At 64.0% G+C, this 26,539-nt stretch carries 23 protein-coding genes; 21 read left to right on the forward strand and 2 right to left on the reverse strand.

Translation table 11 applies throughout. The features are described from left to right. Window positions 1-45: 45 nt before the first annotated feature. From D9V28_RS03850 to holA, 5 genes are all read left to right on the forward strand, one after another. The gene (locus D9V28_RS03850) at window positions 46-1,425 is read left to right on the forward strand and encodes an anthranilate synthase component I family protein (protein WP_121658348.1); all 1,380 of its coding nucleotides are present in this window, start codon (window positions 46-48) and stop codon (window positions 1,423-1,425) included. A gap of 74 nt (window positions 1,426-1,499) precedes the next feature. Next, on the forward strand, window positions 1,500-4,052 hold the full coding sequence (leuS, locus tag D9V28_RS03855; RefSeq protein WP_183086415.1) for a leucine--tRNA ligase: 2,553 nt from the start codon (window positions 1,500-1,502) through the stop codon (window positions 4,050-4,052). Window positions 4,053-4,163: 111 nt separating this feature from the next. After that, window positions 4,164-4,826, forward strand: coding sequence for a ComEA family DNA-binding protein (locus tag D9V28_RS03860; RefSeq protein ID WP_121658350.1), 663 nt, complete (start codon window positions 4,164-4,166; stop codon window positions 4,824-4,826). Then, window positions 4,823-7,240, forward strand: coding sequence for a ComEC/Rec2 family competence protein (locus D9V28_RS03865; protein ID WP_121658351.1), 2,418 nt, complete (start codon window positions 4,823-4,825; stop codon window positions 7,238-7,240). Before D9V28_RS03860 ends, D9V28_RS03865 begins: the two co-directional genes overlap by 4 nt. Before the next feature lie 44 nt (window positions 7,241-7,284). Next, window positions 7,285-8,325, forward strand: coding sequence for a DNA polymerase III subunit delta (gene holA, locus D9V28_RS03870; RefSeq protein ID WP_121658352.1), 1,041 nt, complete (start codon window positions 7,285-7,287; stop codon window positions 8,323-8,325). Between the two features lie 113 nt (window positions 8,326-8,438). Here the strand turns inward: holA and rpsT are convergent, their stop codons facing one another. Beyond that, on the reverse strand, window positions 8,439-8,699 hold the full coding sequence (gene rpsT, locus D9V28_RS03875; protein WP_121658353.1) for a 30S ribosomal protein S20: 261 nt from the start codon (window positions 8,697-8,699) through the stop codon (window positions 8,439-8,441). A 262-nt stretch (window positions 8,700-8,961) separates the two neighbouring features. Here rpsT and lepA point away from each other — a divergent pair, with 262 nt between their 5' ends. The 3 genes from lepA to hemW are packed head-to-tail and all read left to right on the forward strand — an operon-like array spanning window position 8,962 to window position 12,725. Next, window positions 8,962-10,815 (forward strand): translation elongation factor 4, encoded by a 1,854-nt coding sequence (lepA, locus tag D9V28_RS03880; protein ID WP_121658354.1) that lies wholly within the window; start codon window positions 8,962-8,964, stop codon window positions 10,813-10,815. Between the two features lie 3 nt (window positions 10,816-10,818). Further along, window positions 10,819-11,472 (forward strand): DUF1990 domain-containing protein, encoded by a 654-nt coding sequence (locus D9V28_RS03885; protein ID WP_121658355.1) that lies wholly within the window; start codon window positions 10,819-10,821, stop codon window positions 11,470-11,472. 29 nt (window positions 11,473-11,501) lie between these two features. After that, a complete protein-coding gene (hemW, locus tag D9V28_RS03890) occupies window positions 11,502-12,725 on the forward strand; it encodes a radical SAM family heme chaperone HemW (protein WP_121658356.1) in 1,224 nt (407 codons plus the stop codon). Between the two features lie 16 nt (window positions 12,726-12,741). On the opposite strand, the gene D9V28_RS03895 is transcribed toward hemW, so the two are convergent. Then, entirely contained in the window at window positions 12,742-13,365 is a 624-nt protein-coding gene (locus tag D9V28_RS03895) for a DUF4870 domain-containing protein (RefSeq protein ID WP_121658357.1), read from the reverse strand. A 240-nt stretch (window positions 13,366-13,605) separates the two neighbouring features. Here D9V28_RS03895 and hrcA point away from each other — a divergent pair, with 240 nt between their 5' ends. The 13 genes from hrcA to D9V28_RS03960 all read left to right on the forward strand — a co-directional run bounded on the left by hrcA (window position 13,606) and on the right by D9V28_RS03960 (window position 26,473). Beyond that, window positions 13,606-14,628, forward strand: coding sequence for a heat-inducible transcriptional repressor HrcA (hrcA, locus tag D9V28_RS03900; protein WP_121658358.1), 1,023 nt, complete (start codon window positions 13,606-13,608; stop codon window positions 14,626-14,628). A gap of 82 nt (window positions 14,629-14,710) precedes the next feature. Beyond that, window positions 14,711-15,811, forward strand: a complete 1,101-nt coding sequence (dnaJ, locus tag D9V28_RS03905) for a molecular chaperone DnaJ (protein WP_121658359.1) — start codon at window positions 14,711-14,713, stop codon at window positions 15,809-15,811. 1 nt (window position 15,812) lies between these two features. After that, a complete protein-coding gene (locus tag D9V28_RS03910) occupies window positions 15,813-16,556 on the forward strand; it encodes a 16S rRNA (uracil(1498)-N(3))-methyltransferase (protein ID WP_121658360.1) in 744 nt (247 codons plus the stop codon). A gap of 47 nt (window positions 16,557-16,603) precedes the next feature. Next, window positions 16,604-16,954: a histidine triad nucleotide-binding protein gene (locus tag D9V28_RS03915; RefSeq protein ID WP_121658361.1), complete on the forward strand. Its 351-nt coding sequence runs from the start codon at window positions 16,604-16,606 to the stop codon at window positions 16,952-16,954. A gap of 124 nt (window positions 16,955-17,078) precedes the next feature. Beyond that, window positions 17,079-18,095: a PhoH family protein gene (locus D9V28_RS03920; RefSeq protein ID WP_229727758.1), complete on the forward strand. Its 1,017-nt coding sequence runs from the start codon at window positions 17,079-17,081 to the stop codon at window positions 18,093-18,095. After that, window positions 18,092-18,553, forward strand: a complete 462-nt coding sequence (gene ybeY, locus D9V28_RS03925) for an rRNA maturation RNase YbeY (RefSeq protein WP_121658363.1) — start codon at window positions 18,092-18,094, stop codon at window positions 18,551-18,553. Before D9V28_RS03920 ends, ybeY begins: the two co-directional genes overlap by 4 nt. 3 nt (window positions 18,554-18,556) lie before the next feature. Next, window positions 18,557-19,855, forward strand: coding sequence for a hemolysin family protein (locus D9V28_RS03930; RefSeq protein ID WP_121658364.1), 1,299 nt, complete (start codon window positions 18,557-18,559; stop codon window positions 19,853-19,855). 2 nt (window positions 19,856-19,857) lie between these two features. Then, entirely contained in the window at window positions 19,858-20,832 is a 975-nt protein-coding gene (era, locus tag D9V28_RS03935; RefSeq protein WP_121658365.1) for a GTPase Era, read from the forward strand. A gap of 84 nt (window positions 20,833-20,916) precedes the next feature. Next, window positions 20,917-22,119: a sensor histidine kinase gene (locus D9V28_RS03940; RefSeq protein ID WP_121658366.1), complete on the forward strand. Its 1,203-nt coding sequence runs from the start codon at window positions 20,917-20,919 to the stop codon at window positions 22,117-22,119. Continuing rightward, on the forward strand, window positions 22,116-22,802 hold the full coding sequence (locus D9V28_RS03945; RefSeq protein ID WP_220700444.1) for a response regulator: 687 nt from the start codon (window positions 22,116-22,118) through the stop codon (window positions 22,800-22,802). Before D9V28_RS03940 ends, D9V28_RS03945 begins: the two co-directional genes overlap by 4 nt. 261 nt (window positions 22,803-23,063) lie before the next feature. Beyond that, window positions 23,064-24,824: a 2-isopropylmalate synthase gene (gene leuA, locus D9V28_RS03950; RefSeq protein WP_121658367.1), complete on the forward strand. Its 1,761-nt coding sequence runs from the start codon at window positions 23,064-23,066 to the stop codon at window positions 24,822-24,824. A 111-nt stretch (window positions 24,825-24,935) separates the two neighbouring features. Then, on the forward strand, window positions 24,936-25,670 hold the full coding sequence (gene recO / locus D9V28_RS03955) for a DNA repair protein RecO (protein ID WP_121658368.1): 735 nt from the start codon (window positions 24,936-24,938) through the stop codon (window positions 25,668-25,670). Between the two features lie 2 nt (window positions 25,671-25,672). Further along, window positions 25,673-26,473: an isoprenyl transferase gene (locus tag D9V28_RS03960; protein ID WP_121658369.1), complete on the forward strand. Its 801-nt coding sequence runs from the start codon at window positions 25,673-25,675 to the stop codon at window positions 26,471-26,473. Window positions 26,474-26,539: the final 66 nt, after the last annotated feature.

Below are 26,539 nucleotides of genomic sequence, written 5' to 3' on the forward strand. Positions count from 1 at the left end.
CGCGTGCGTGACGGAGGCGAACCCGGCGCGACCTAGGGTGGAAATGTGAAACTCCGAACAACGTCGCGTGCCCTGTCGGCGTGGATCGACCCCGAAACGGCCTTCCTCGCCCTGTTCGCCGGCTCGGAGCAATCCTTCTGGCTGGACAGCGGGAGGGACGCCGTCACCGGGTACAGCTACCTCGGCGACGGCAACCGCACCCTGACCGCGTCCGTCGACACGGGCACCGTGACCCACTCGCACGGTGCAGACGCCGAAACAACTGCGGGAACGATCTTTGACGCGTTGTCCGATGTGCTGCGCGAACCACACCACCCGATCTCGACCGGCGAATTTGTGCCGGGCTGGGTGGGCTGGCTCGGGTACGAGGTCGGTGCTGAGCTTCAGCACACCCCGCGGCACAGCTCGCGGTATCCAGACGCCGCGTTCCTCCAGCCGCAGCGCATGCTTGTCTTCGACCACGAACGCCGCGCGGTGACCGCTCTGGTGACCCAGGACTCGGCCGCGGATGATGCCGACTTCGACTGGCTGGGCAGAATCGATTCCCTGGAACAGGCCCAACCCCCACTCGATGCGCCGCTCGCGACCGACGCGTCCGCTCGCTGGCGGCACGACAGACAGGCCTACGGCGACCTCATCCGGAGCGCACAGCAACGCATCAGCGCCGGCGACGCCTACCAGCTGTGCGTCACAAACGAGGTGCTCGTCGACGGCAGCTTCGAGCCCGTCGCGGTGTATCGGCGGCTCCGGCACGTCAGCCCGACTCATCACGGCGGCCTGCTCCGGATCGGAGGGGTGGCGCTGGTCAGTTCGTCTCCCGAACAATTCCTTCGCATCACCCCGGACGGCACCATCACCACCCGCCCGATCAAGGGCACGCGCCCACGCGGTCACAATTTCGAAGCGGATGCCACGCAGCGCCTCGACCTGTTGGCTAGCGAAAAAGAACGCGCGGAGAACCTGATGATCGTCGATCTCATGCGCAACGACCTCGGCCGGGTGGCCGCACTCGGCAGCGTCCGGGTGAGTGAGCTCCTGGCGGTGGAAAGCTACGCCCAGGTTCACCAGCTGGTCAGCACGGTGACAGCGCAACAGGCGCCCGGCGTCACAGCTGTCGATGTGGTCGCGGCCGCGTTCCCCGCCGGATCAATGACCGGCGCTCCAAAGATCTCCGCGATGACTCTTCTCGACAGTCTGGAAGCGGGTCCGCGTGGCGTGTACTCAGGTGCCTTCGGCTATTTCGGCGCCGACGGTGCCGTCGACCTTGCCATGGTGATTCGCAGCATCCTGATCGATGACAAAGGTGCGTCTCTCGGAACAGGCGGTGGCATCACGGCTCTGTCCGTCGTCGAGGAAGAAATCGACGAAACCCGCCTCAAAGCCGCGGCACTTCTGGATGCGCTCGGTGTAGCCAACAGGAAGTAGGCTAGTTGGCTGGACCGTGATGAGCTCGCCCCGCTCCCCGGACGGTTCCTTCCCAGCTTATGAATGAGAGCCCCGTGTCACACGACGAACTGAATCAGGCCGGCCACAAATACGACTTTGCCGCGATCCAGAAAAAGTGGCTACCCGTGTGGGACGAAATGAAGCCCTTCGCAACGAGCGACTCCACGGATCGCCGCCCCCGCAAGTACGTGCTCGACATGTTCCCGTACCCGTCAGGCGATCTGCACATGGGCCACGCCGAAGCGTTCGGGTTCGGCGACATCGTCGCCCGCTACTGGCGTCAGCAGGGCTTCAACGTTCTGCACCCGATCGGCTGGGACTCCTTCGGCCTGCCAGCCGAGAACGCCGCCATCAAGCGCGGTGTCGATCCGAGCGGCTGGACCTACGAGAACATCGCCCAGCAGAAGAACAGCTTCCGCACTTACGCGCCCTCGTTCGACTGGGACCGTGAACTCCACACCTCAGACCCTGAGTACTACCGCTGGACACAGTGGCTGTTCCTGCAGCTGTACAAGAAGGGCCTGGCCTACCGCAAGGACAGCGCCGTCAACTGGTGCCCGTTCGACCAGACGGTTCTCGCGAACGAGCAGGTCGTCGACGGTCGCTGTGAGCGTTGTGGCAACCTCGTCACCAAGAAGAAGCTCAACCAGTGGTACTTCCGTATCACCGACTACGCCGACCGCCTCATCGACGACCTCAAGCAGCTTGAGGGCGCATGGCCGACCAAGGTGCTCAGCATGCAGCGCAACTGGGTTGGTCGCTCAACCGGTGCCGATGTCGACTTCACCATCGAGGGCCGCGACGGGGTCGTTCCGGTCTACACCACCCGCCCCGACACCCTCTACGGCGTGACCTTCATGGTTGTCGCCGCCGACAGCGAGCTTGCTGCGGAGCTCGTCACCGATGCTCCAGCGGAAACGCAGTCCGCGTTCGCCGAGTACCTCGACCGGGTCAAAGGCGAGAGTGACATCGATCGGCTCAGCACGGATCGCGAGAAGACCGGCGTCTTCCTCGAGCGGTACGCTGTGAACCCGATCAACGGTGAGCGCATCCCGATCTGGGCCTCCGACTACGTCCTCGCCGACTACGGCCACGGCGCCATCATGGCCGTCCCAGCCCACGACCAGCGTGACCTCGACTTCGCGCGCGCGTTCGACCTGCCCGTCCGGGTTGTCGTCGACACCAACCAGCCCGTCACCGGAGCCATCCCTGTGCTCATCGACGGTGAGCTGCCAGACGATCTGCCGCCGACAGACCCGAAGGTCACCGGAGAAGCACTCGTCGGGCCTGGCCGCCTGATCAACTCCGGCCCGTTCAACAGCCTCTCGAAGAACGCCGCCATCGCCAAGGTGACCGAGGCGCTGACATCGTCCGGCTTCGGCCGCGGCGCCAAGAACTACCGCCTGCGCGACTGGCTGATCTCTCGCCAGCGCTACTGGGGCACCCCGATCCCGATCATTCACTGCGACAAGTGCGGTGAGGTTCCGGTCCCCGAAGACCAGCTGCCGATCAAGCTGCCATCCGCTGAAGGTCTCGACCTGCAGCCGAAGGGCACGAGCCCGCTCGGTGCGGCCGAGGACTGGATCAACGTTTCCTGCCCGAACTGCGATGGTCCGGCCCAGCGCGACTCGGACACGATGGACACCTTCGTCGACAGCTCCTGGTACTACCTGCGCTACCTCAACGCGACCTCCGACACTGTCGCCTTCGACCCGGCCGAGGCCGAGAGGTGGGCGCCGGTCGACCAGTACGTTGGCGGAGTCGAGCACGCGATCCTGCACCTGCTCTACTCGCGGTTCATGACCAAGGTGCTCTACGACCTCGACTACCTGACCTTCACAGAGCCGTTCACGTCGCTGCTTAACCAGGGCATGGTGCTCATGGACGGCGCGAAGATGTCCAAGAGCCGTGGCAACCTCGTGGAGTTCGCGAGCGAGTTGTCACTGTACGGTGCTGACGCACTCCGCGTGACCCTCGCGTTCGCCAGCCCGCCAGAAGATGACATCGACTGGGCCGACGTGTCTCCGGCCGGTTCGGCGAAGTTCCTGGCACGCGCCTGGCGTGTGGCGCAGGACGTCACGAGCGCACCGGACGTCGTCTGGAAGAAGGGCGACCCGGCCCTTCGTCGCGTGACTCACCGCTTCCTGGCCGATGCACCAGGCCTGGTTGAGTCGTTCAAGTTCAACGTCGTCATCGCGCGCTTGATGGAACTCGTCAACGTGACCCGCAAGGTCATCGACACCGGTGCTGGCCCAGCGGATGCCGCGGTGCGGGAAGCAGCGGAAGTCACGGCCGTGGCCCTCAACCTGTTTGCGCCATACACGGCGGAAGACATGTGGGAAAAGCTCGGTTATGAGCCGACTGTGGCGAAGGTGCTCTGGCGCAAGGCCGACCCGACACTCCTCGTCGAGGAGAGCGTCACCTGTGTTGTGCAGGTCGACGGCAAGGTTCGCGACCGCCTCGAGGTCTCGCCGAAGATCGACTCGGACGAACTCGAGAAGCAGGCACGTGCCTCGGCCGCGGTCGTTCGCGCCATCGGTGACCGCGAGATCGTCAACGTCGTTGTGCGAGCCCCCCGAGTGGTGAGCATCGCCACCCGTAAGTAAGCTGCATCGTCTCGGCCCGCCGCCCCTTCACAGGGCGGCGGGCCTTTTCTTTTCCTCACACCCGGCGGTGTCGGGACGCGCAGTCCCATGAAACTGGGTTGGCTTGCAGGCATGACTCTGCAGTCAGACCCGCGCCCAGCGCATCGTGCGTCGGAGCGAACGCCGGTGTCTCTGCGGAGCCGTCGCCCTGCGCGTGTCCGCCTGGGCATCAGCGCCCTTCTCGTGCTGCTCATCGGCGGACTCTCTGTCGCTGTGGTCATCTCACTCCTGGGCTCGGCGGGCAGCACATCGACCCTCGCTGTCTCGCCGCCGCCCACGCTGCCGACCAGCACCGAGCCGAGCGGAGTCGCGGTCTACGTCCACATCCTCGGCGCGGTCGCGGCGCCTGGTGTTTATCAGTTGCGCGACGGAGACCGCGTGCTCGACGCCGTGGCTGCGGCTGGCGGATTCACGCCAAACGCAGATCAACGGGGCGTGAACCTGGCTCGGTTCGCCGTCGATGGTGAGCAGATCCTCGTTCCTGAGATCGGGGCCGGCCCGCCCGGAACCGCAGCACCGCCGGGTGGGGGAGCCACAGCTCCCAGCAAGGTCAATCTCAACACGGCGACGAGCGAACAACTCGAGGAGCTGCCGCGCCTCGGACCAGAGATGGCGTCACGAATCATCGCCTGGCGCGACGCCAACGGACCGTTCACCGCCGTCGAAGACCTGATGAACGTCACCGGGATTGGCGAGAAGACGTTCGATGCGCTCAAAGATCTGGTGACTGTGTGAACGCCAGCGATCAGCGACTCACTTGTCCTGCCATTGCGGCCTGGATCGCCGCTGCAGTTCTCGTCGGCATGCCCAGGATGGCCGTGTGGGTTGCGATCGGTGCTCTGATGCTCACACTGGCGCTTGCGGCGATCGCCGTGCGGCGCGGCCGGAAGCGTTCGGTTCCTCGCCACGCGCGGGACAACAAAACTCGCCGGCGACTGGCGGGTTGGGAGGGCGTGGTCGCCGTGACGTTCCTTGCCGTCTCGCTCGTGGCATCCGTTCTCACGCTTCGTGATGCGTCACGTTCGCCGCCCCTTCTGACTTCAGCTGTCGACTCGGGTCGCTCGGTTACGGTGACTCTCTCAGTGACGGACAAGACAGAGCTGCAAGTGGGCAACCAGGCTCACCCATGGGACCGGGCGACGGACGCCGGTCAGCCCAGCGAGGCCGAGCAGAGAATCCGCGGGACCGTGATCGAGATCACGGTGGGCCGCGCGAGGGCAGCGGCGTCGGTACCGGTCGTCGTTTTCGCTGAGACAGGGCCGAACGGCGTCGCGGTGATCGGCGAAATAGTGTCGGTGACCGGGCAGGTGGAATTGACAGAGCCGGGGGAGCGGGCGGCCGCGCTGATCTTCGCCCGGGAGGTGACCACTGTTGCGGAACCACCGGCCTGGCTGGCGTGGGCACCGCAGATGCGAGCTGGCCTGGTCGAAAAGGCCCGAGAGTTGCCCGGAATGGGCGGTGAACTGCTGCCCGGGCTCGCGACAGGTGACACCAGCGCGGTCTCGGAGGAACTTGACGCGTCCATGAAGGCGAGTTCGCTCAGCCACCTCACAGCGGTGTCCGGCGCGAACTGCGCTGTAATCGTTGCGGTCATCGTGATGCTGCTGTCCGCTCTCGGGTCGCCGCGCTGGCTCCGGATCGTCGGCGCCCTGGTCGGGCTGGGGTTGTTCGTCATTTTGGTGACACCCGAGCCGAGCGTCGTCCGCGCCGCACTGATGGCGGTCGCCGTACTCCTCGCTCTGGCCAGCGGCAGGCCCGTCGCTGGCCTCCCCGTCCTGAGTCTGGTCGTTCTGGTGCTCGTCGTCGGCGACCCGTGGATTTCCCGCAGCTACGGCTTCGCGCTGTCTGTTCTGGCGACGGCGGGGCTGCTCACTCTCACCCGTCCGCTGACCCGAGCGCTGACCATATGGATGCCGCGCCCGATCGCTGCGGCGATCGCGATCCCGCTTGCCGCCCAGCTCGCGTGCCAACCTGTGCTGATCCTACTTGATGCGTCATTGCCGCTGTACGGTATCCCGGCCAACCTGCTCGCCGCGCCGGCCGCTCCGGCAGCGACCCTGCTTGGCCTGCTTGGCTGCCTTTCGGCAACAGCCTTCCCACCGCTCAGTTGGCTCGCCCTGTGGCTCGGCTGGCTGCCGGCGTCGTGGATCGCCGGCATCGCCACAACACTGTCCACGCTTCCGGGCGCACGCCTGCCGTGGCTCGAGGGAGGAATCGGTGCAGTGCTGCTGAGCGCGATCACAGCGGCGGCCATCGCGATCCCGCTCGCGCGAACACGTGAGCGACGACGTATCGCGCTCGTGCTCTCGGCGCTCCTCGTCGTTTCTGGGGGCGCATACGCGGGCACACTGGTCGCCGGTGGAATCGGGCCGCGACTCTCGTTGCCCAAGGATTGGAGTTACGCCGCGTGCGATGTTGGGCAGGGTGATGCCGTGCTGATTCGCAGTTCAGGTGTCGTCGCCCTCATCGACACCGGACCCGACCCGGCGCTGCTCAGCGACTGCCTCGACGTCCTCGGCGTTTCCCGGGTGAACCTTCTGGTGCTCACTCACTTCGACCTCGATCACGTAGGTGGTGTCCGAGCGGTCACCGGTCGAACCGACCGAGTGCTCACCGGCGTTCCTGAAAATTCAATTGACGAGCGGATGCTGCGCGACCTGTCTGCGGCAGGAGCTCACGTTTCCGAGGTGGCAGCCGGTACGCGGGGACGGCTCGGGTCAACCGCGTGGGAGGTGCTCTGGCCACCGGCACGAACACGGAGCCCGCCGACCGGAAACGACGGCAGCGTCGTCACGGTCTTCGACGGCAATGGGATCCGGTCGCTCTTCCTCGGCGACCTGTCCGAGCGAGCCCAGGAAGCTTTCCTGGCCACGCGGGCGCTCCGCGGGACGGTGGATCTCGTCAAGGTGGCCCACCACGGGTCCGCCGACCAGAGCGAGCGCCTGTATCGGCAGGTCGACGCGCGCGCCGGGCTCATCTCGGTCGGCGCAGACAACGACTACGGCCACCCGGCACCGTCGATTCTTGACCTTCTGCGCGGGTCGGGGACGACCGCACTTCGCACCGACCGGTGCGGCATGGTCGTGCTCGGGCCGTCCGATTCGGGGCTGACGGTGTGGGCGGAGCACGCCGCGGCTGGCTGCCCGTGATGCTGTCAGGGTGCGCCGGTAAGCTTGAAACCGAAGGACGGTGAATGGTGGCAGCTGCACGAGGCGGGGCATCCGCTCGAACGGCGACGAAAGTCGCGATTCCCCAGCTGGGCTGGAACGAGGTTCGACCAGCACCTGTCGTCCTGGTCTCCGGGCCCCAAAGTTTTCTGGCGGATCGTGCCATCAAACTGTTGCGCGACTTCCTCAAGGCTGAGGACCCGAGCCTGGAGGTCAACGACATCCAGGCCGACAGCTATGCGCCAGGTGAACTGCTGACGCTCGCGAGTCCCTCCCTGTTCGCCGAACCGCGCCTCGTTCGCATCAGCAACGTCGAAAAGAGCACCGATGCGTTTCTTCTCGACGCGCTGGACTACCTCGAGTCTCCGGCAGACGGCGCGTACGTCGTGCTGCGGCACGGGGGAGGCGTGCGGGGAAAGAAGCTCCTCGATGCGGTTCGGGCGAGCAAGGCGAACGCCATCGAAGTCGTCTGTACGGATTTGAAGAAAGACAGTGACAAGTTCGACTTCGCCGCCGCGGAGTTCAAGGCCGCAGGTAAGTCGATCCGTCCCGCTGCTCTCCGGGCCATCGTGTCCGCATTCTCCGACGATCTCGCCGAGCTGGCTGGCGCGTGTGCGCAGCTCATCTCGGACAGCAGCGCTGAGGTGACAGAAGCTGTTGTCAATCGTTACTACGGCGGCCGGGTGGAGACCAACGCGTTCGCCGTCGCCGACGCGGCGATTGCCGGTCGCTACGCGGAGGCCCTCGTTGGGCTGCGACATGCTCTCGACTCCGGAGCAGACCCGGTTCCGCTCGTTGCCGCGTTCGCCAGCAAGCTCCGCACGATGGCGAAGGTGCAGGGCGGCCGCGGATCGTCTGCTGACCTTGCCCGTCAGTTCGGACTTGCGCCGTGGCAGGTGGACCGGGCTCGGCGTGACCTGTCCGGGTGGACAGATCAGGGGCTCGGCCGTTGCATCCAAGTGCTTGCCGACACGGATGCCAGCGTGAAGGGCGAGGGCCGTGACCCGGTGTACGCCCTCGAGCGCATGGTGCATACCGTCGCCGGGCGTGGACGCCTGCCGCGCTAAGAGGTGCTCGCCACCAGGCTGTGAGCTTCGTGCCGCCGCGGTGATGCAGCACGCAGGCAACAAAAAAGGCTCCGCCGAAGCGGAGCCTTTTTGAACGACCGAAGTCGGAATGCTTAGAGTGCAGCGGCCTTCTTGGCGAGGGCCGACTTGCGGTTCGCAGCCTGGTTCTTGTGGATGACGCCCTTGCTGACGGCCTTGTCGAGCTTCTTCGACGCGGTCTTCACGGTCGCTTCTGCCACAGCCTTGTCACCGGCAACGATCGCTGCACGGGCCTGGCGCACGACGGTGCGGAGCTCGCTCTTGACCGCCTTGTTGCGCTCGGTTGCCTTCTTGTTGGTGCCGATTCGCTTGATCTGCGACTTAATGTTTGCCACGTTTATACGCTTTCGTTGTGTTCTGAATGGAAGTGCCGGTCAGCGAGAGAGGGCGCATTCCGACGAAAGATCGTGCGGAATTTCTCCACACGCAAGTCAACAAGTCACTCTATCAGCCGACACCAATTACGAGAAATTCGTGCGGCAGCCTCACACGCCGCCCCGTGGCATCCGTTCTCGATAATGCTGTCGGCTCGACTGTCTTCGTCTCCGTGGGACAATGGGGAGTTAGTCCGTCCCACTCTTGAATCCTGAGGAACGCGTGAGCCCCAAAGCTGTTAAGGCACTCGAGCCCGCCGCTACCGATCCGTCGTTCATCCGCAACTTCTGCATCATTGCGCACATCGACCACGGTAAGTCGACGCTGGCAGACCGGATGCTGTCTGTCACTGGAGCTGTCGCTGACCGCGACATGCGTGCACAGTACCTGGACCGGATGGACATCGAGCGCGAGCGCGGTATCACGATCAAGAGCCAGGCCGTTCGCATGCCGTGGGAGCTCGACGGGCAGACCTACGCCCTTAACATGATCGACACCCCGGGGCACGTCGACTTCACCTACGAGGTGTCGCGTTCGCTCGCGGCGTGTGAAGGTGCCATCCTTCTTGTCGACGCGGCGCAGGGCATTGAGGCGCAGACGCTCGCGAACCTGTACCTGGCCATGGAGAACGACCTGGAGATCATTCCGGTTCTCAACAAGATCGACCTGCCTGCCGCCGACCCTGAGAAGTACGCCAAGGAGATCGCCAACCTCATTGGTGGATCGCCTGAAGACGTTCTCCAGGTGTCCGGCAAGACCGGCATGGGTGTTGAAGCTTTGCTTGACCGTGTCGTTCAGAAAATCCCGAACCCGGTCGGTGACCCCAACGCGCCCGCCCGCGCGATGATTTTCGACTCCGTCTACGACACCTACCGCGGCGTGATCACCTATGTGCGAATGATCGACGGGCAGCTGAGCCCACGTGAGCGCATCCAGATGATGTCAACGCGTGCGGTTCACGAACTGCTTGAGATCGGCGTCAGCTCGCCCGAGCCCGCTCCAACCATGGGACTCGGTGTCGGCGAGGTCGGCTACCTGATCACTGGTGTGAAGGACGTTCGGCAGTCGAAGGTCGGTGACACCGTCACGACGGCCACCAAGCCGTCCACCAATCCGCTTCCGGGTTACACCGACCCCAAACCAATGGTGTTCTCGGGTCTGTACCCGATTGACGGCAGCGATTACCCGGTTCTCCGCGATGCGCTCGACAAGCTCAAGCTCTCAGACGCGTCCCTCAACTACGAGCCGGAAACATCCGTCGCCCTTGGGTTTGGTTTCCGGTGTGGCTTCCTCGGACTGCTGCACCTTGAGATCGTCACCGAACGGCTGGAACGCGAATTCAACCTCGACCTCATTGCGACAGCGCCAAGCGTGACCTACGAGGTGACGACCGACGACAAGAAGACGGTCACGGTCACGAACCCGAGCGAGTTCCCGGGCGGCAAGATCTCCACCGTGGAGGAACCGATGGTCAAGGTCGGCATCCTCGCTCCCAAGGACTACGTCGGAACGATCATGGAACTGTGCCAGGGGCGCCGTGGCGCGCTTCTCGGCATGGAGTACTTCGGCGAAGACCGGGTCGAACTGCGCTACACGATGCCGCTCGGCGAGATCGTCTTCGACTTCTTCGACCACTTGAAGAGCCGCACGCAGGGCTACGCCTCGCTCGACTACGAGCCGTCCGGTTCGCAGACCGCTGACCTCGTCAAGGTCGACATCCTGCTCCAGGGTGAGCAGGTCGACGCATTCAGCGCCATCGTCCACCGTGACAAGGCATACGCGTACGGGCTGCTGATGACCGAGCGGCTGAAGAAACTCATTCCGCGCCAGCAGTTCGAAGTTCCTATCCAGGCGGCCATCGGCGCTCGTATCATTGCGAGGGAGTCGGTTCGGGCCATGCGCAAGGACGTGCTCGCCAAGTGTTATGGCGGTGACATCAGCCGGAAGCGCAAACTGCTCGAGAAGCAGAAAGAGGGAAAGAAGCGCATGAAGATGGTCGGCCGCGTTGAGGTCCCACAGGAGGCGTTCATCGCTGCGCTGAGCGGTGACACCGAGGTCGCGAAGGACAAAAAGTAGCCCATGCGCCGCAGCAACTTCGAAGACCAGCCCGTCGACTACGCAGCAGTCGGCGCCACCCAGGCGCACGACCTTATGCAGTACCCGCCCCACGGATTTGTGCCATACGAGGCATCGATCCGCCTGGGGAGTGGAGCTGAGCGCTTCGAATCTGCGTCGACGTCGTTGCTGAGCTGGGCAGTTCAGCGCGGCGCCGGTTTGCGTGTCGATGACATTCAGTCCGGGGAAGGCGAACGCTACGGCGGGATCCGGTACGCCGAAGACGGATCAGCCCTCGAGCCGATCCACCTGTCGACCGAGCAGCGATTCGCCGCCGACGGCACCCCGTATGTTGCGTCCGGCACAACAGCCCGGTTGCACGGTCGCATTGGTATGTTTCGCCTCGAGGAAAACATCCGTGTCGTGTACCTCATCGAGGAACCTGACGTTGTCGCGTTCGCCTACGGAACGGTTGGTGGCAAGAGAGTGAGCGGTGAGGACTCCTTCCGCATCACCCGCCGCGACGACGACTCAGTCTGGTTCGAAGCTCGCTCGTTCATGCGCCCGCTCGCTCTGCGCTACCGACTCTTCCCGCCTGCCATGACGATGCGGCGAAAGCGGCTGACGACGGCATATCTTCGTGCGCTCTCCCCGCTGTGGACGGGCCCGGCCACCTAAGTGGCCACGTCGTATTTGAGAAGTCTGTAATGGCCGGACCACTTCCGCTCGGTGATCCGGCACCGCCGGACGGCATGATTCCCGCGTCGGCGGTCGACGGCGCAGATTCGCGCTCACTGGCCTTCTACCTGCACGTTCCGTTCTGCCGGGTGCGTTGCGGCTACTGCGATTTCAACACGTACACGGCGACCGAGCTCCGCGGGGCCAAACAATCTGACTATGCCGATGAAGCGGCGGCCGAGGTCGCTTTCGCCGCTCGGGCACTGCAGCAGTCAGGGTTGCCGCACCGTGAAGTGGAGACAATATTCTTCGGGGGAGGCACCCCCACGCTCCTGCCGGCGTCCGACCTCGTCCGGATGCTCGAGGCGGTTCGCGCGCACCACGGTGTCTCGCCTGATGCGGAAATCACGACGGAAGCGAACCCTGATTCGGTCGACGCAGGCTACCTTCGCCAACTCGCTGACGCGGGCTTCACCCGGGTGTCCTTCGGAATGCAGTCCGCCGTGCCGCGGGTGCTTGCCACTCTGGAGCGAACTCATGACCCCGCGCGGGTCCCGATGGTAGTCGAATGGGCCAAGGCAGCCGGCCTGCAGGTGAGTGTGGACCTCATCTACGGCACGCCGGGCGAGACGCTCGACGACTGGGAAACGTCGGTCGACGCTGCTCTCGCCACACAGCCGGATCACATATCGGCGTATTCACTTATCGTCGAGCAGGGGACGAAGCTCGCTCGGCAAATCAAGTCGGGGTTTGTCGCGCTCCCTGACGAGGATCTTCAGGCCGATATGTACGAGTTGATCGATGAGCGTCTCGCCTCCGCCGGGTTCTCCTGGTATGAGGTCAGCAACTGGTCCACCTCGCGATCCTCGCGATCACGGCACAATCTTGCTTACTGGCAGAGTCAGGACTGGTGGGGAGTCGGCCCGGGAGCGCACAGTCACGTTGGCGGCGTGCGGTGGTGGAACGTGAAGCATCCGGCCGCATACGCGGGTCGGATGGCTGACGGGGTTTCGCCCGCGGTGGGCAGGGAAACGCTTGACGGCGACGCGCGCGAGCTGGAGCGTGTCCTGCTCGGCGCCCGTACTCGCGATGGCATACAGATCAAGTCGCTGGCAAGCGAAGCGCGCGTGGCTGTTGCGGGTTTGATTGCGGATGACCTGGTTAACGCCAAAGCCGCCCTCGCCGGGACGATCGAGTTGACCTTGCGAGGGCGGCTTCTGGCAGATGTTGTCGTTCGGCGGCTTACCGCCTGACGTGCTGTTCCGCTGGCTACTTCACCATGCGGAACGCGAAGAAGTAACGGTAGGCCTGGCCGCCGTTGACCTTCACTCCGCCGATGATGCCGAAGATGATGCCCACGATGCCGACGACAGCGGCCAACGGGTAGAGCAGGAAGCCGATCAGGATCAAGGCGAGGACGGTGCCGACGAGGTACAGGCCCGCCACAAAGATGGTGATGGTGAGCTGGAAGTTCAGCGCCTCTTTGGCTTCCTGGCGTGTGAACGGTCCGCGGTCCTTGAAGACCAGGTAAATCACCAGTGGTGCGATCCAGCCAGCGGTACCGGCGCCGAGGAACGCGCCGAGCGCTCCGCCGAAGTGCGAAAGCGATGCCCACAGCTTGTCGTCCGCCTGCGTCAGGGGTGCACCCGGCTGGCCAGCGTACTGCTGCTGCTGCCCACCGTACTGCTGCTGTGGTCCGCCGTACTGAGGTGCCCCGTACTGCGGCTGCTGTGAACCGTAGGGTGCCTGCTGCCCACCGTAAGGCGGCTGCTGAGGAGCCCCGTACGGTGGCTGCTGTGGAGGAACCTGGCCGCCGTAGGGCTGCTGAGGAGGAACGGGGCCACCCTCGCCCGGCGTGGGCTCTGGCTGGGGAGGGGTGTTCGGGTCGGTCATGGCCTTGGCCTTTCAATCAGAGGGAGCAGTACGCCCGGCCGCATCGACGATCGTCGCTGCACAGGTGTGCGCCCGGTGGTGACCCCACGGTACTGCGATTTACCCGACGCGAGCAACGCCAACAACAATTACGACCTCGCGAAGCGCGGCGCTAGAATTGGCACTCAGGAGCAAAGAGTGCCAATCCGACTCGGCTGAACGCGCGCCGACGGATTCTCAGGGAGCGGAGGGAGAACGGACATGGTCTCCGAACGAAGTCTCGAGGTTCTTCGCGTCATAGTGCAGGACTACGTCGCCAGTCGAGAGCCGGTGGGGTCGAAGGGTATTGTCGACCGCCACTCCTTCGGCGTCAGCGCAGCGACCATCCGCAACGATATGGCGCAGCTCGAAGAAGAAGAGCTGATCAGCGCCCCGCACACTTCGTCCGGGCGCATCCCGACCGACAAGGGATATCGGCTCTTTGTCGACCAACTGGTCGAGCGTCGCCCTCTTTCACCGGCACAGAAAGAAGCGATCGAAACGTTCCTCGGCCAGTCCGTGGACCTCGACGACGTTCTGGTGCGCACGGTTCGACTGTTGTCTCAGATCACAAACCAGGTAGCGATCGTGCAGTATCCGTCGTTCGCGCGGGCGACGGTCCGCCACGTCGAAATCGTCGGACTGAGCGATCACCGACTTCTCACTGTTCTCATCACCGACACCGGTCGTGTGGAACAACGCGTCGTGGAAATCCACGGCCCGGTCTCCCAGGAACGGCTCGAGTCGATGAAGTCGCGGGTCAACGCAACGCTCGTCGGACTTGGGGTCGAGGAGGCGTCCGGCATCCTCGACTCGCTGACCGACGGAGCTTCGCCAGACGACACCGCGCTCCTCGAACGCATCATCGCTGCTCTCACCGACCAGTTGGCGGAATACCGGCACGACAAGCTCATCATGGCCGGGGCCGCCAATCTCGCCCGCACTGAGGAAGATTTCTCCGGAAGTCTTTACCCCGTGCTTGAGGCGCTCGAACAACAGGTCGTGCTGCTCCGGTTGTTCGGGGAGATGGCGACGGACTCCCATGGTGTCTCCGCGAGCATCGGACGGGAGAACGCGTCGTTCGGACTCAGCGAAACGTCCATCATCACGAGCAACTATCGTTCCTCTGCTGGCGAACTTGCCAGGCTCGGTGTCCTCGGACCGACGAGAATGGATTATTCAAACAACCTGGCAGCCGTGCGCGCGGTCGCACGCTACCTCTCCCGCCAGATTGGCGAAAACTAATTACACTTCTGCGCGGCTCGGCGCAGTGAACTACCCGGAAGCTCCTCGAGCGCACCAGCTTCCCAACGACGAAGGGCCATGAGTGGCTGACCACTACGAAGTACTCGGAGTGTCGCGCGAGGCGACTACCGATGAAATCAAGAAGGCATACCGCCGGCTTGCCCGCGAACTGCACCCCGATGTGAATCCGGGCGCCGACGCGTCCGAACGGTTCAAAGAAGTGACGCACGCCTACGACGTGCTCAGCGACGCCAAGCAGCGCCAGCAGTACGACATGGGCGGCTCCGGCGGAATGGGCGGCGGGGCGAACTTCGGTGGGTTCGGCGACATCTTTGACACCTTCTTCGGTGGCGGGCAGACCCAGCGTGGACCCAAGTCTCGGCGTGAGCGTGGCCAGGACGCCCTCCTGCGGGTCGAGATCGACCTGGACGAGGTCATCTTCGGTACCCACCGCGACCTCGAGGTCGACACCGCAGTGCTCTGCGAGACCTGCCAGGGGTCCTGCTCCCAGCCGGGCACCTCACCGATTACCTGCGACATCTGCCACGGGTCCGGCCAGATCCAGCGGGCAGTGCGCTCGCTTCTCGGCAACGTCATGACGTCGAGCCCCTGCGGCAGCTGCCGCGGATACGGCACGATCATCGTCTCGCCCTGCGTCTCCTGCCAGGGCCAGGGCCGCGTTCGCGCGCGTCGCTCGGTCCCCGTCGACATCCCGGCGGGCGTCGACACCGGACTGCGCCTGCAAATGCCGGGCAGCGGCGAAATCGGCCAGGCCGGTGGCCCGCACGGCGACCTCTACCTCGAGATTAAGGTGCGCAACCACGACGTCTTCAGTCGGAACGGTGACGATCTGCTCTGCACCCTTGACGTGCAAATGACGGATGCCATCCTCGGCGTCGAGACCACAATTCACGCTCTCGACGGTGATGTGGACCTCGACCTGAAGCCGGGAATCCAAAGTTCCGAAGTGCTCACGATCAAGGGTCGCGGCGTCACCAAGCTCCGCGGTAATGGCCGTGGTGACTTGCGCATCGGGATCCAGGTCGTCACGCCGACGAAGCTGGACCACCGCGAGAAGGACCTGATCAAGTCGTTCGCCGCAGGTCGTAAGCAGCAGGACACGCAGCTTGGACACTTCCAGCAGGGTCTGTTCTCCAAGCTCCGCGACAAGTTCCTGGGCTAACGTGGCGAACCTCTACCTCAACGAAACCCTCACCGAAACACGACCCGGAGAGCTCATCGAGCTCTCCGGGCCCGAGGCCAAACACGTCACAACGGTGAGCCGAGCGAAGGTCGGAGACGATCTGTTGGTCGGAAACGGTCGTGGCCTGTTCGTGTGGGGAATCATTGAGACGATCGAGGCTGGCCGTGTCGGCATCCGCGTTTCGGCCGTCCGGAACGACGAGCCGGTCACTCCTGGCCTCGTCCTCGTTCAGGCCCTCGCCAAAGGCGACCGCGACGAGCTCGCCATCCAGGCGGCCACGGAACTGGGTGTCTCGCGCATCATCCCGTGGGCAGCCTCCCGCAGTGTCTCCCGCTGGGAGGGCCAGAAGAAGGAGAAGGGCAGGGCGAGGTGGGAAACCATCGTTCGCGAAGCGTCGAAGCAGTCAATTCGCTCGTTTGTTCCTCCCGTCGAGCCGATCGTGAGCACCGCAGAACTCGCAACGCTTGCGGCGGAGTCCAGGGTGCTGCTGCTTGAACCGACAGCGACCGACAGGCTCTCCGACTTCGCGCCGGTCGACGGCGATAAATCGTCGAGCGACATCCTCCTCGTCGTCGGTCCCGAGGGCGGAATCAGCCCGGCGGAGATCGCCAGTCTGACGGCTGCCGGCGCCAGAGCAGTCCGTTTGGGAGACACCGTTCTACGGACGTCGACTGCGGGTCCGGCGGCACTCGCCGTGCTGAACCTCGCTCTCGGGCGCTGGTAACGTGTCAAGCCCGGTCACAACCGTCGCTCCGTTCGTAGGATAGAGCCATGTCCGAAACTGAGCGCAGCATTTTCAGCCGCATCATTGCACGCGAAATCCCAGCAACGATCGTCGCGGAGACCGACACCCTCATCGCATTCGAGGACATCGCACCGCAGGCGCCGGTTCACTTGCTGGTCGTTCCGAAGACGGAGAGCTACCGGAATGTGGCTGAGCTCGCTTCAGGCGACCCAGGTCTGATGGCCGAGATGGTCGCCCTGGCGCAGCAGCTTGCAACCGAACGCGCAGGCGGCGACTTCCGCCTCGTCTTCAACACCGGCCCATCGGCCGGACAAACAGTTTTTCACGTTCATGCCCACGTCCTCGCTGGGCCCCTTGGAGAGGGAACACTTGCCTGAATCACAAGATCAATCCGCCCCGCCCGAACCGACGACACCAAACCGGGCATCGCAGGATCGGGACGCTGCATCGCCGTCGTCACCCGACACAGCCGAAGCGCGGTTGCACGTTGACGGCGTCGCGATGGTGCGACTCCTCGGCGCACAGGACCGCCTGCTTGGCACCATCGAAACCCAATATCCCCGGGTTTCGCTTCACGTTCGTGGAAACGAAATCACCCTCAGCGGTGACCCCGATCAGGTTCGGGCCGCACGGCTGCTGATCGAGGAACTGATCGAACTCGTGAAGCAGGGACAGGACCTCGACCCGATCGAAGTGCGGTCATCGGCCCGCATTCTCGATGACGCGTCAGGGCGGCCCTCCGAGCTGCTCGGGCAGTCCATTCTCACCTCACGCGGCAAGACGATCCGGCCGAAGACCCTCGGTCAGAAAGAGTACGTCGACGCCGTTGACGAGAACACCATAGTGTTCGGAATCGGCCCCGCCGGAACCGGTAAAACCTACCTGGCGATGGCCAAGGCGGTTCAAGCGCTTCAGCGCAAAGAAGTCGAACGCATCATTCTGACCCGTCCCGCCGTTGAGGCGGGGGAGCGCCTCGGGTTCCTGCCGGGGACTCTGACGGACAAGATCGATCCGTACCTTCGCCCGCTCTACGACGCGCTCAACGAAATGATGGATCCGGAGCTCGTGCCCAAGCTGCTCGCGACCGGAACCGTTGAGGTGGCGCCCCTGGCGTACATGCGTGGTCGCACACTGAACAATGCCTTCATCGTGTTGGATGAAGCTCAAAACACCACACCGGAACAGATGAAGATGTTCCTCACCCGTTTGGGCTTTGGCTCCAAGATGATCGTCACCGGTGACATCACGCAGGTCGACCTGCCCGTTGGGGCCTCCGGCCTCCGGCTCGTCACTCGCGTTCTCGATGGCATCAACGACATTCATTTTGCGCGGCTCACGAGCGACGATGTCGTCCGGCACAGCCTGGTCGGCCGAATCGTCGACGCCTACAGCGAGTACGACCAGGTCAAGCAGGCAGAACGCTTCGAGCGAAGCCAGGCTCAGGAATTCGCCAATCGGGCAGAACGCAGGGGCGCCGCACCGCGCGACCGCGCCCAGAGAAGAGGAAAAAGCTCTTGAGCATCGAGATCAACAACGAGTCAGCCATCCCCGTCGACGAGGCGGCGATTCTCCGGCTGGCCGACTACGCCCTCGGTGTCATGCATGTCTCGAGCGAAGCAGACCTCAACATAGTTCTCGTCGATGAGGCGGCCATGGAACAGCTCCACGTACAGTGGATGGACGAACCAGGCCCAACCGACGTGCTCAGCTTCCCGATGGACGAGTTGCGGCCCGGAACCGAAGACGCACCAACACCGGCTGGACTGCTCGGTGACATCGTCCTGTGCCCGCAGGTCGCTGAGGGCCAGGCCGAAACCGCTGGCCACTCCACACTCCAGGAGCTACTGCTCCTGACGACGCACGGAATCCTGCACCTGCTCGGGTTTGACCACGCCGAGCCCGCCGAGGAGCGTGAGATGTTCGGCATTCAACGCGACATCCTGCTCGGCTTCAGTGTTGAGGAGCGCCGTTCCTAGGCCATGACACTTTTTTGGTTCATTGCCGTCGCCATCCTTCTGGTGGCCTTCGGCGGCCTGATGGCGTCAGTCGACGCCGCGATCGGCGTCAAGTCACGTGCTGACATCGCCGAACTCGCGTCGACCTCGCGCCGTTCCGCATCGCTTCAGGGGATTGCTGACGACCCGAACGCGCACCTCAACGCCGTCAACTTCATCCGTATCCTCGCCGAGACCACGGCCGCCGTCCTCGTGACGCTGGCATTCGCGTTCAGCCTCGAGTCCCAGTGGCTCGTGCTGCTGCTGTCCGCCCTCATCATGACCGCTGTTTCGTTCGTGCTGGTTGGTGCGAGCCCTCGCAGTTACGGGCGGACCCATGCGGACACCATCCTTCGCCTGGCAGGGCCGCTCGTTCGGTTCATCCGGGTGCTTCTCGGCCCCCTCGCCGACGCCCTCGTCGCCCTCGGTAACCGGGTGACACCCGGGGTCGCACGCAATGCGTCGTTCTCGAGCGAGGAACAACTGCTGAGCATGGTCGACGAAGCGACCGAGCTCGACGTGCTCGAAGAGGACGACCGCGAGCTCATCCACAGCATCTTCGAGTTCAACGAAACTGTGGTTCGCGAGGTGATGATCCCGCGCACGGACATGGTCACCGTCGATGCGTCGGTGACCGTTCAGCAGGCCATGAGCCTCTTCCTGCGCACAGGCGTCTCCCGGGTCCCCGTCACAGACGGAGAGGTCGACGAGGTCGTCGGGATCCTTTATCTCAAGGACGTCGTCCGGCTCGTGCATGAGGGCGACGCCAAAGCCAACAGCATTACGGTGCGCAGCCTGGCTCGCGAGGCGCTTTTCGTCCCCGAATCGAAAAAGGCCGACTCGATGCTGCAGCAGATGCAGCTCGAGTCGAATCACCTCGCCATGGTCGTCGACGAGTACGGCGGAATCGCCGGCCTTGTCACGCTTGAGGACCTGCTCGAAGAGCTCGTCGGCGACATTTCGGACGAGTACGACGCCGACAGCCGCGAGGTTGAGGAACTGCCGGACGGAAGGTTCCGGGTGAACGCGCGGCTCGCCGTCGACGAACTCGGTGAACTCTTCGATCTTGAGCTCGACGACGATGAAGTCGACTCCGTCGGCGGACTACTGACCAAATTGCTCGGGCGTCTTCCGGTCACCGGATCTCGAGTCGAGACCGACGGACTCGTGCTCACCGCCGAGCGCACAGAGGGGCGCCGCAAGGGCGTCAGCACCATCCTGGTCGAGCGCACCGAAGCGCTTCGGGATGTGCAGCAATCTTTCGACCAACAAGAGGAGAAGTAGTCATGACACATGACGATCAGACAGACGGCGCCCAGGCGCCGGAAAGTAACACCGAGCACATTCAGCCCGAACGGGAGATTCTTCCCGACAACGGGTACCGGGCGGGATTCGTCTCGTTCGTCGGCCGCCCGAACGTTGGTAAGTCAACGCTGACCAACGCACTGGTCGGGCAGAAGGTCGCGATCACCAGTTCGAAGCCGCAGACCACCAGGAAAGCCATCCGCGGCATCGTCCACGACGATGCCGGCCAGCTCATCATCGTTGACACGCCCGGTATTCACCGCCCGCGCACACTCCTCGGTGAGCGCCTTAACGACCTCGTCCAGACGACCCTCAGCGACGTCGACGTTATTGGACTCTGCGTTCCAGCCAACGAGAAGATCGGGCCAGGCGACAAGTTCATCAACGAACAGCTCGACCAGTACCCGCGGGCAAAAAAGGTGGCGATCGTCACCAAGATCGACGCTGCGCCCCGCCCGACCACTGCTGAGCAGCTTGCCGCCATTCAGGAACTCCGCGACTGGGACCTCATCATCCCCGTGTCAGCGACAAACGATCTCCAGCTCGACATTCTGGTTCGGGAGCTCATCTCACTCATGCCGACGTCCGAAGCACTGTACCCATCGGATGCCGTTACTGACGAGAACCTCGAAGACCGCATCGCGGAGTACATTCGCGAGGCGTCTCTCGAGGGTGTCCATGACGAATTGCCGCACTCCATCGCCGTCACCATCGACGACATGATCGATCGTGAGGACAAGGACATTCTGGACATTTACGCCAACATCTTTGTCGAGCGTGACAGTCAGAAGGCCATCATCATCGGTAAGGGCGGCTCTCGGCTGCGTGACGTAGGCCAGCAGGCGCGGGTGCCGATCGAGAAGCTCGTCGGCAAGCAGGTGTTCCTCTCGCTGCGGGTGAAGGTGGCCAAGGACTGGCAGCGCGACCCGAAGCTGCTCGGACGCCTCGGCTTTTAGCCTGCGTACATCTGGAGGATGATCTTCACCTCCAGCGGCCCCTTTTGGCAGCGCCGCGGCTGCGACACGAACTAGCGTTGACGTATGTTCCGTCGCCTCTCGCCGCCGCAAATCACCGTGGACATCGTGGTCGCGGCGCTGTTCGGGCTCATCGTCAGTGGAATCGAACTCCCTATGACTGACGGCATGCCTCCGGTGATTGTCATAATGGGCATGACGGTTGCCCTCGCGCTTCGCCGGATCTCACCTGGGCTCGCACTCGTTGTCGCGTGGGCGGCCGTCGCCGTGCAACTCACCAGCGGCATGGAACCAGTGCCGTCGAACATTGCGATCATTGCTGTGCTGTACGCCACAGGCTGTTACGGCGAGACGTGGTTGCGGTGGGCTGGACTGGTCTCCGCTATTGGCGGTGGCGTGCTTGCCGCGACATATCTCTCGTTCTTCTATTCGCCGGGCGGCCTCGACCTCCGGAATCTGGGCAGCGTCCCCGGTATCGTCCTCGGCTCCCTGATCGGCTCCGTAGCGGCGATTTTTGTCTTCACCCTGTCGTGGACTGTCGGCTTGCTGGTGCGCACCTCCCAGGCCGCCAAGGCGGAGAGCATCCGTCGACAGCAGGCACAGCAGGAGCAGCGCCTCGCGCAGCAGAGTGTTGTGGTCGAGCAGGAGCGCAACCGGATCGCCCGCGACATGCACGACGTCGTCGCGCACTCTCTCGCCGTCGTTATTGCGCAGGCGGACGGTGCCAGGTACGCCCAGAAGAACAATCCGGAGGCGATGGACACAACACTGGCCACGATCGCCGACACAGCCAGGGGCGCGCTCGGCGATGTGCGTCTGCTCCTCGCCGAGCTTCGTCATCGGCAGGGCGAGGGCCCGCAGCCACTGCTCACCGACCTGGACGCCTTGTTCGAACAGATGCGAAGCGCTGGGCTCGACATCCACGTCACCAAGACGGGCATGGAGCAGCAACTCCCGGCAGGGCACCAGATCTCGATCTACCGGATCCTTCAGGAGGCACTGACGAACGCACTGCGCCACGGCAACCGATTCGCTCCCGTCGATGTGGGCGTTACGTGGCAGGAATCGGGCGTCGCCGTCCGCGTGGATAACGCCGTGGCATCCGTTCCATTCTCGTCAGACGCATTCGGTCACGGGGTTCCAGGCATGCGGGAACGAGCGGCCCTCGTCGGTGGCTGGCTGACAGCTGAACAATCGGACAACGGGCGTTTTGTGGTGACCGCGTATGTTCCGGTGCCGAACACAGCCCAGATGGGAGTGGTGCGTTGAGCGAGAAGATTCGGGTCGCGCTCGTCGACGATCAGGAACTGTTCCGTGCGGGGATCCGCATGCTCATCGATTCGCAGCCGGACTTCGAGTTCGTTGGCGAAGCCGGTGATGGTCGCGCAGCGTTTGCCCTCGCCCAGAAGACTCAGCCTGACGTGATCTTGATGGACGTCCGCATGCCGGTGATGGACGGCATCCAGTCGACGATCGCGATCCTTGAAGCAGCGGATGCCACGGGCACCGTTCCGCCCCGCATCATTGTTCTCACAACATTCGATCTCGACGAAGGGGCCGCGCACGCCCTGCGACAGGGCGCGAGCGGTTTCCTGCTTAAGGACACCCAGCCTGGCTTCCTGCTCGCGGCGATCCGCACCGTGCACGCGGGAAACGCAGTGATCGCGCCTGGCGCAACACGAGCGCTCTTCAGCCATTTCGGTTCGAGCGCTCCCACCCGAACGGTGCCTGAGGAGTTCGCGAGCCTCACGGCTCGGGAACAGGGCATCTTCGCCCTCGCGGCGCGGGGGATGAGCAACGCTGAGATCGCGGCGGGGGAGTTCCTGAGCGAGGCCACGGTGAAGACCCACATTTCGAGGGTGCTCGGCAAGCTCCGTCTTCGAGACCGGGTGCAGCTTGTCATCTTCGCCTACGAACACGGACTCATCACCCCGGACGCGAAGGGCGCCTGAGGCCGCTGCATGTTCTGGGATCGGGCATCCCGCCCGTTAGCGCCACCGCGCCGTGGGCCCTGATCGAGCAGATCTGCTCGGATTGAGCGTATTTGGTTTCAAACTGCACAGATTCGGTACGAGGGGGCGCGGAACGGTGTTAGCCTGTTTCTGTGTTGTTCGACGCCCTCCTTCTTAGCTGCCGCGGCGAGGCTTAGCTCTTTAGCCCTCTCGTCGCGGAGTTCATCGTTGGCTGAACATCACACGCGAGGAGAAGAAACGATGCAAAACACCCAGACCCCGTCGGGCATGCCGGTCCATAAGTACAGCCAGTACCAGGACACGTTCGACGTCAGCCTTCCCGACCGCACCTGGCCGGACAAGCGGATCACCGCCGCGCCCCGCTGGTGTGCCGTCGACCTCCGCGACGGAAACCAGGCCCTCATCGATCCGATGAGCCCGGAGCGCAAGCGGATCATGTTCGACCTGCTCGTCAAGATGGGATACAAGGAGATTGAGGTCGGGTTCCCAAGTGCGAGCCAGACCGACTTCGACTTCGTCCGCAGCCTCGTCGAGGAAAACGCGATCCCCGACGACGTCACCATCCAGGTTTTGACCCAGGCCCGCGACCACCTGATCGAGCGTACCTACGAGTCCATCGCCGGTGCCAAACAGGCCATCGTGCACCTCTACAACTCGACCAGCGTGCTCCAGCGCGAGGTCGTGTTCCGCTCGGACAAGCAGGGAATCATCGACATCGCCCTCCACGGCGCACGCAAGTGCCGCGAGATGGAGAAGACGATTCCAGGCACCACCGTCTACTACGAGTACTCGCCCGAGAGTTACACCGGTACCGAACTCGAGTACGCCGTCGACGTCTGCAACCAGGTACTCGAGGTGTTCGAGCCGACCCCTGAGCGCAAGGTCATCATCAATCTGCCGTCGACAGTCGAGATGGCCAGCCCCAACGTCTACGCCGACTCGATCGAGTGGATGAGTCGTCATCTCAACCACCGCGAGAACGTGCTCATCTCGCTGCACCCGCACAACGACCGCGGCACCGCTGTCGCGGCTGCGGAACTCGGCTACCTGGCCGGTGCTGACCGGATCGAAGGCTGCCTGTTCGGCAACGGCGAACGAACCGGGAATGTCGACCTCGTGGCACTGGGTATCAACCTGTTCACCCAGGGCATCGATCCGCAGATCGACTTCAGCGACATCGACGAGGTCAAGCGCACAGCGGAGTACTGCACTCAGCTTTCAGTGCACGAACGCAGCCCGTGGGCAGGCGACCTCGTTTTCACGGCGTTCAGCGGCTCGCACCAAGACGCGATCAAAAAGGGCTTCGAGGCGATGGCCGCTGACGCGGCTGCGCAAGGCAAGGACGTCAACGAGCTCAAGTGGGCAGTGCCGTATCTTCCGGTTGACCCGAAGGACCTCGGCCGCAACTACGAGGCCGTCATTCGTGTGAACTCGCAGTCAGGCAAGGGCGGTGTGGCGTACCTGCTGAAGGCCGATCACGCACTCGACCTGCCTCGTAAGCTGCAAATCGAGTTCTCCGGGGTTGTTCAGGCCCGCACCGATGAGCAGGGTGGTGAATTCACCAGCGACGCGATTTGGGGAATCTTCCGGGACGAGTACCTCCCGGCGAACACCGAGACAGAAAAGTGGGGGCGCTTCGAACTGCAGGCCACCCGCACCTCGAGCCGCCTCGCCGGTGCCGTTGAGCTCACCATTGACCTCCGCGACGGCGAGGAGGTGTCCGAGGCAACCGCGACAGGTAACGGACCGATCGCCGCGTTCCTCACGGTGATGCGTGACCGCGGCATCGATGTCACGCTCTACGACTACGTCGAGCACGCTCTGAGCGCCTCCGGTGACGCACAGGCAGCGGCGTACGTCGAACTCCAGGTCGGCGATCGTCGGCTGTGGGGTGTTGGTATTGACGCCGACATTTCGACGGCATCTCTCAAGGCCGTCGTGTCAGCGGTCAACCGTGCGATCCGCTCCTCGACCTCCGCGCGTGAGCTCGCCGGCGTCTAAGTTCGCTGATCCGCACGAAAGCCCTCCAGCCCGTGGTTGGAGGGCTTTCGCCTTGGTTGAGGCACGCGGCCGGGGGAGCAACCATTCAGCTGGAACGCGAGATACTGGACTGTGCCCGTTTACCGTGATGAAGGAGTGATCCTCCGCACCCACAAGCTGGGCGAGGCCGATCGCATCGTCACGCTGCTCACTCGCGAGCACGGTAAAGTTCGCGCCGTTGCTAAAGGAGTGCGTCGCACCGGCTCCAAGTTCGGTGCTCGGCTCGAGCCGTTCATGGTCGCCGACCTGCAGCTCTACGAGGGCAGGTCCCTCGACGTGATCAACCAGGCCGAGACCCTGGCCTCATACGGTGCACTGATCGCGGCGGACTACGCCAGCTACACGGCTGCCACGGTGATGGTGGAAACGGCCGACAAACTCACCGAGTCTGAGGGTTCGCTGCAGCAGTACCTTCTCCTGGTCGGCGCGCTCCGGGCACTGTCCCGGCACGACCACGACGCGACCCTCATCCTCGACTCCTACCTGCTCCGGTCCCTGTCGCTGGCCGGATGGGCGCCAAGCTTTTTCGACTGCGCCCGCTGCCAGGCGCCGGGGCCGCACCAGCACATGGTCGTGCAGCTCGGCGGGGTCGTGTGCGACAACTGCGCGCCGCCGGGAAGCCCGCGACTCGAGCAGACCGTCATCACACTCCTCGCCGCGCTGCTCACCGGAGACTGGGATGCCGCTGACTCCAGCGACGATTCCCTCCGGTCCCGTGCGAGCGGCGTCGTCGCCGCCTACACGCAGTGGCACCTTGAGCGCGGCCTCCGATCCCTTGTCCACGTGTCACGAGAGCGAGCACAGTAACTTTGCCCAAGCCATTCACGCACAAGGACGCCGTCCCATTCCGCCCGCTCGACTGGACAGGAGTGTACCCGCCGGAGTTCCCGGCCGCCGGCGTGCCCGAACATGTCGCCATCGTGATGGACGGAAATGGGCGCTGGGCCAACCGTAAGGGTCTGCCGCGGGTCGAGGGTCACCGCGCGGGGGAGGCGGCGCTGCTCGATGTCGTCGCCGGCGCCATCCAGGTCGGGGTCAAGCACCTCTCCGTGTACGCCTTCTCCACCGAGAACTGGCGCAGGTCACCTGACGAAGTGCGCTTCCTCATGGGCTTCAACCGTGACGTTCTGCACCGACGCCGTGACCAGCTGAACGAATGGGGTGTCCGCGTGCGCTGGGCCGGTCGCAAGCCGCGCCTGTGGGCATCCGTCATCAATGAATTGCAGTACGCAGAAAAACTCACCGCAGACAACGATGTGTTGACGTTGACCATGTGTGTCAACTACGGCGGTCGGACGGAGATAACGGATGCTGTCCGCCAGCTGGCAGAGCAGGTTGCGGCGGGTACCTTGAAACCTTCTGGCATCACCGAGAAGGCCATCCAGCGCCAGCTGTACATCCCGGACCTCCCCGACGTTGACCTGTTCGTGCGGAGCTCGGGGGAGCAGAGGACAAGCAACTTCATGCTCTGGCAGAGTGCGTACGCCGAAATGGTGTTCCTCGACACGCTGTGGCCCGACTTCACCCGCGCGGACCTGTGGGAGGCCATCGGCCTTTATGTGTCGCGCGACCGGCGGTTCGGTGGGGCCGTTGACAAGCCTGGCGCCTGAGAGTTGCGTCGGGGCTGAGCGGATCGTCCGAACCGCGGCGTGCTTGCTCCGTCGCTCGTGCAAGGT

The organism is Mycetocola zhadangensis (assembly GCF_003668565.1).
Taxonomy (GTDB): Bacteria; Actinomycetota; Actinomycetes; order Actinomycetales; family Microbacteriaceae; genus Mycetocola_A; species Mycetocola_A zhadangensis.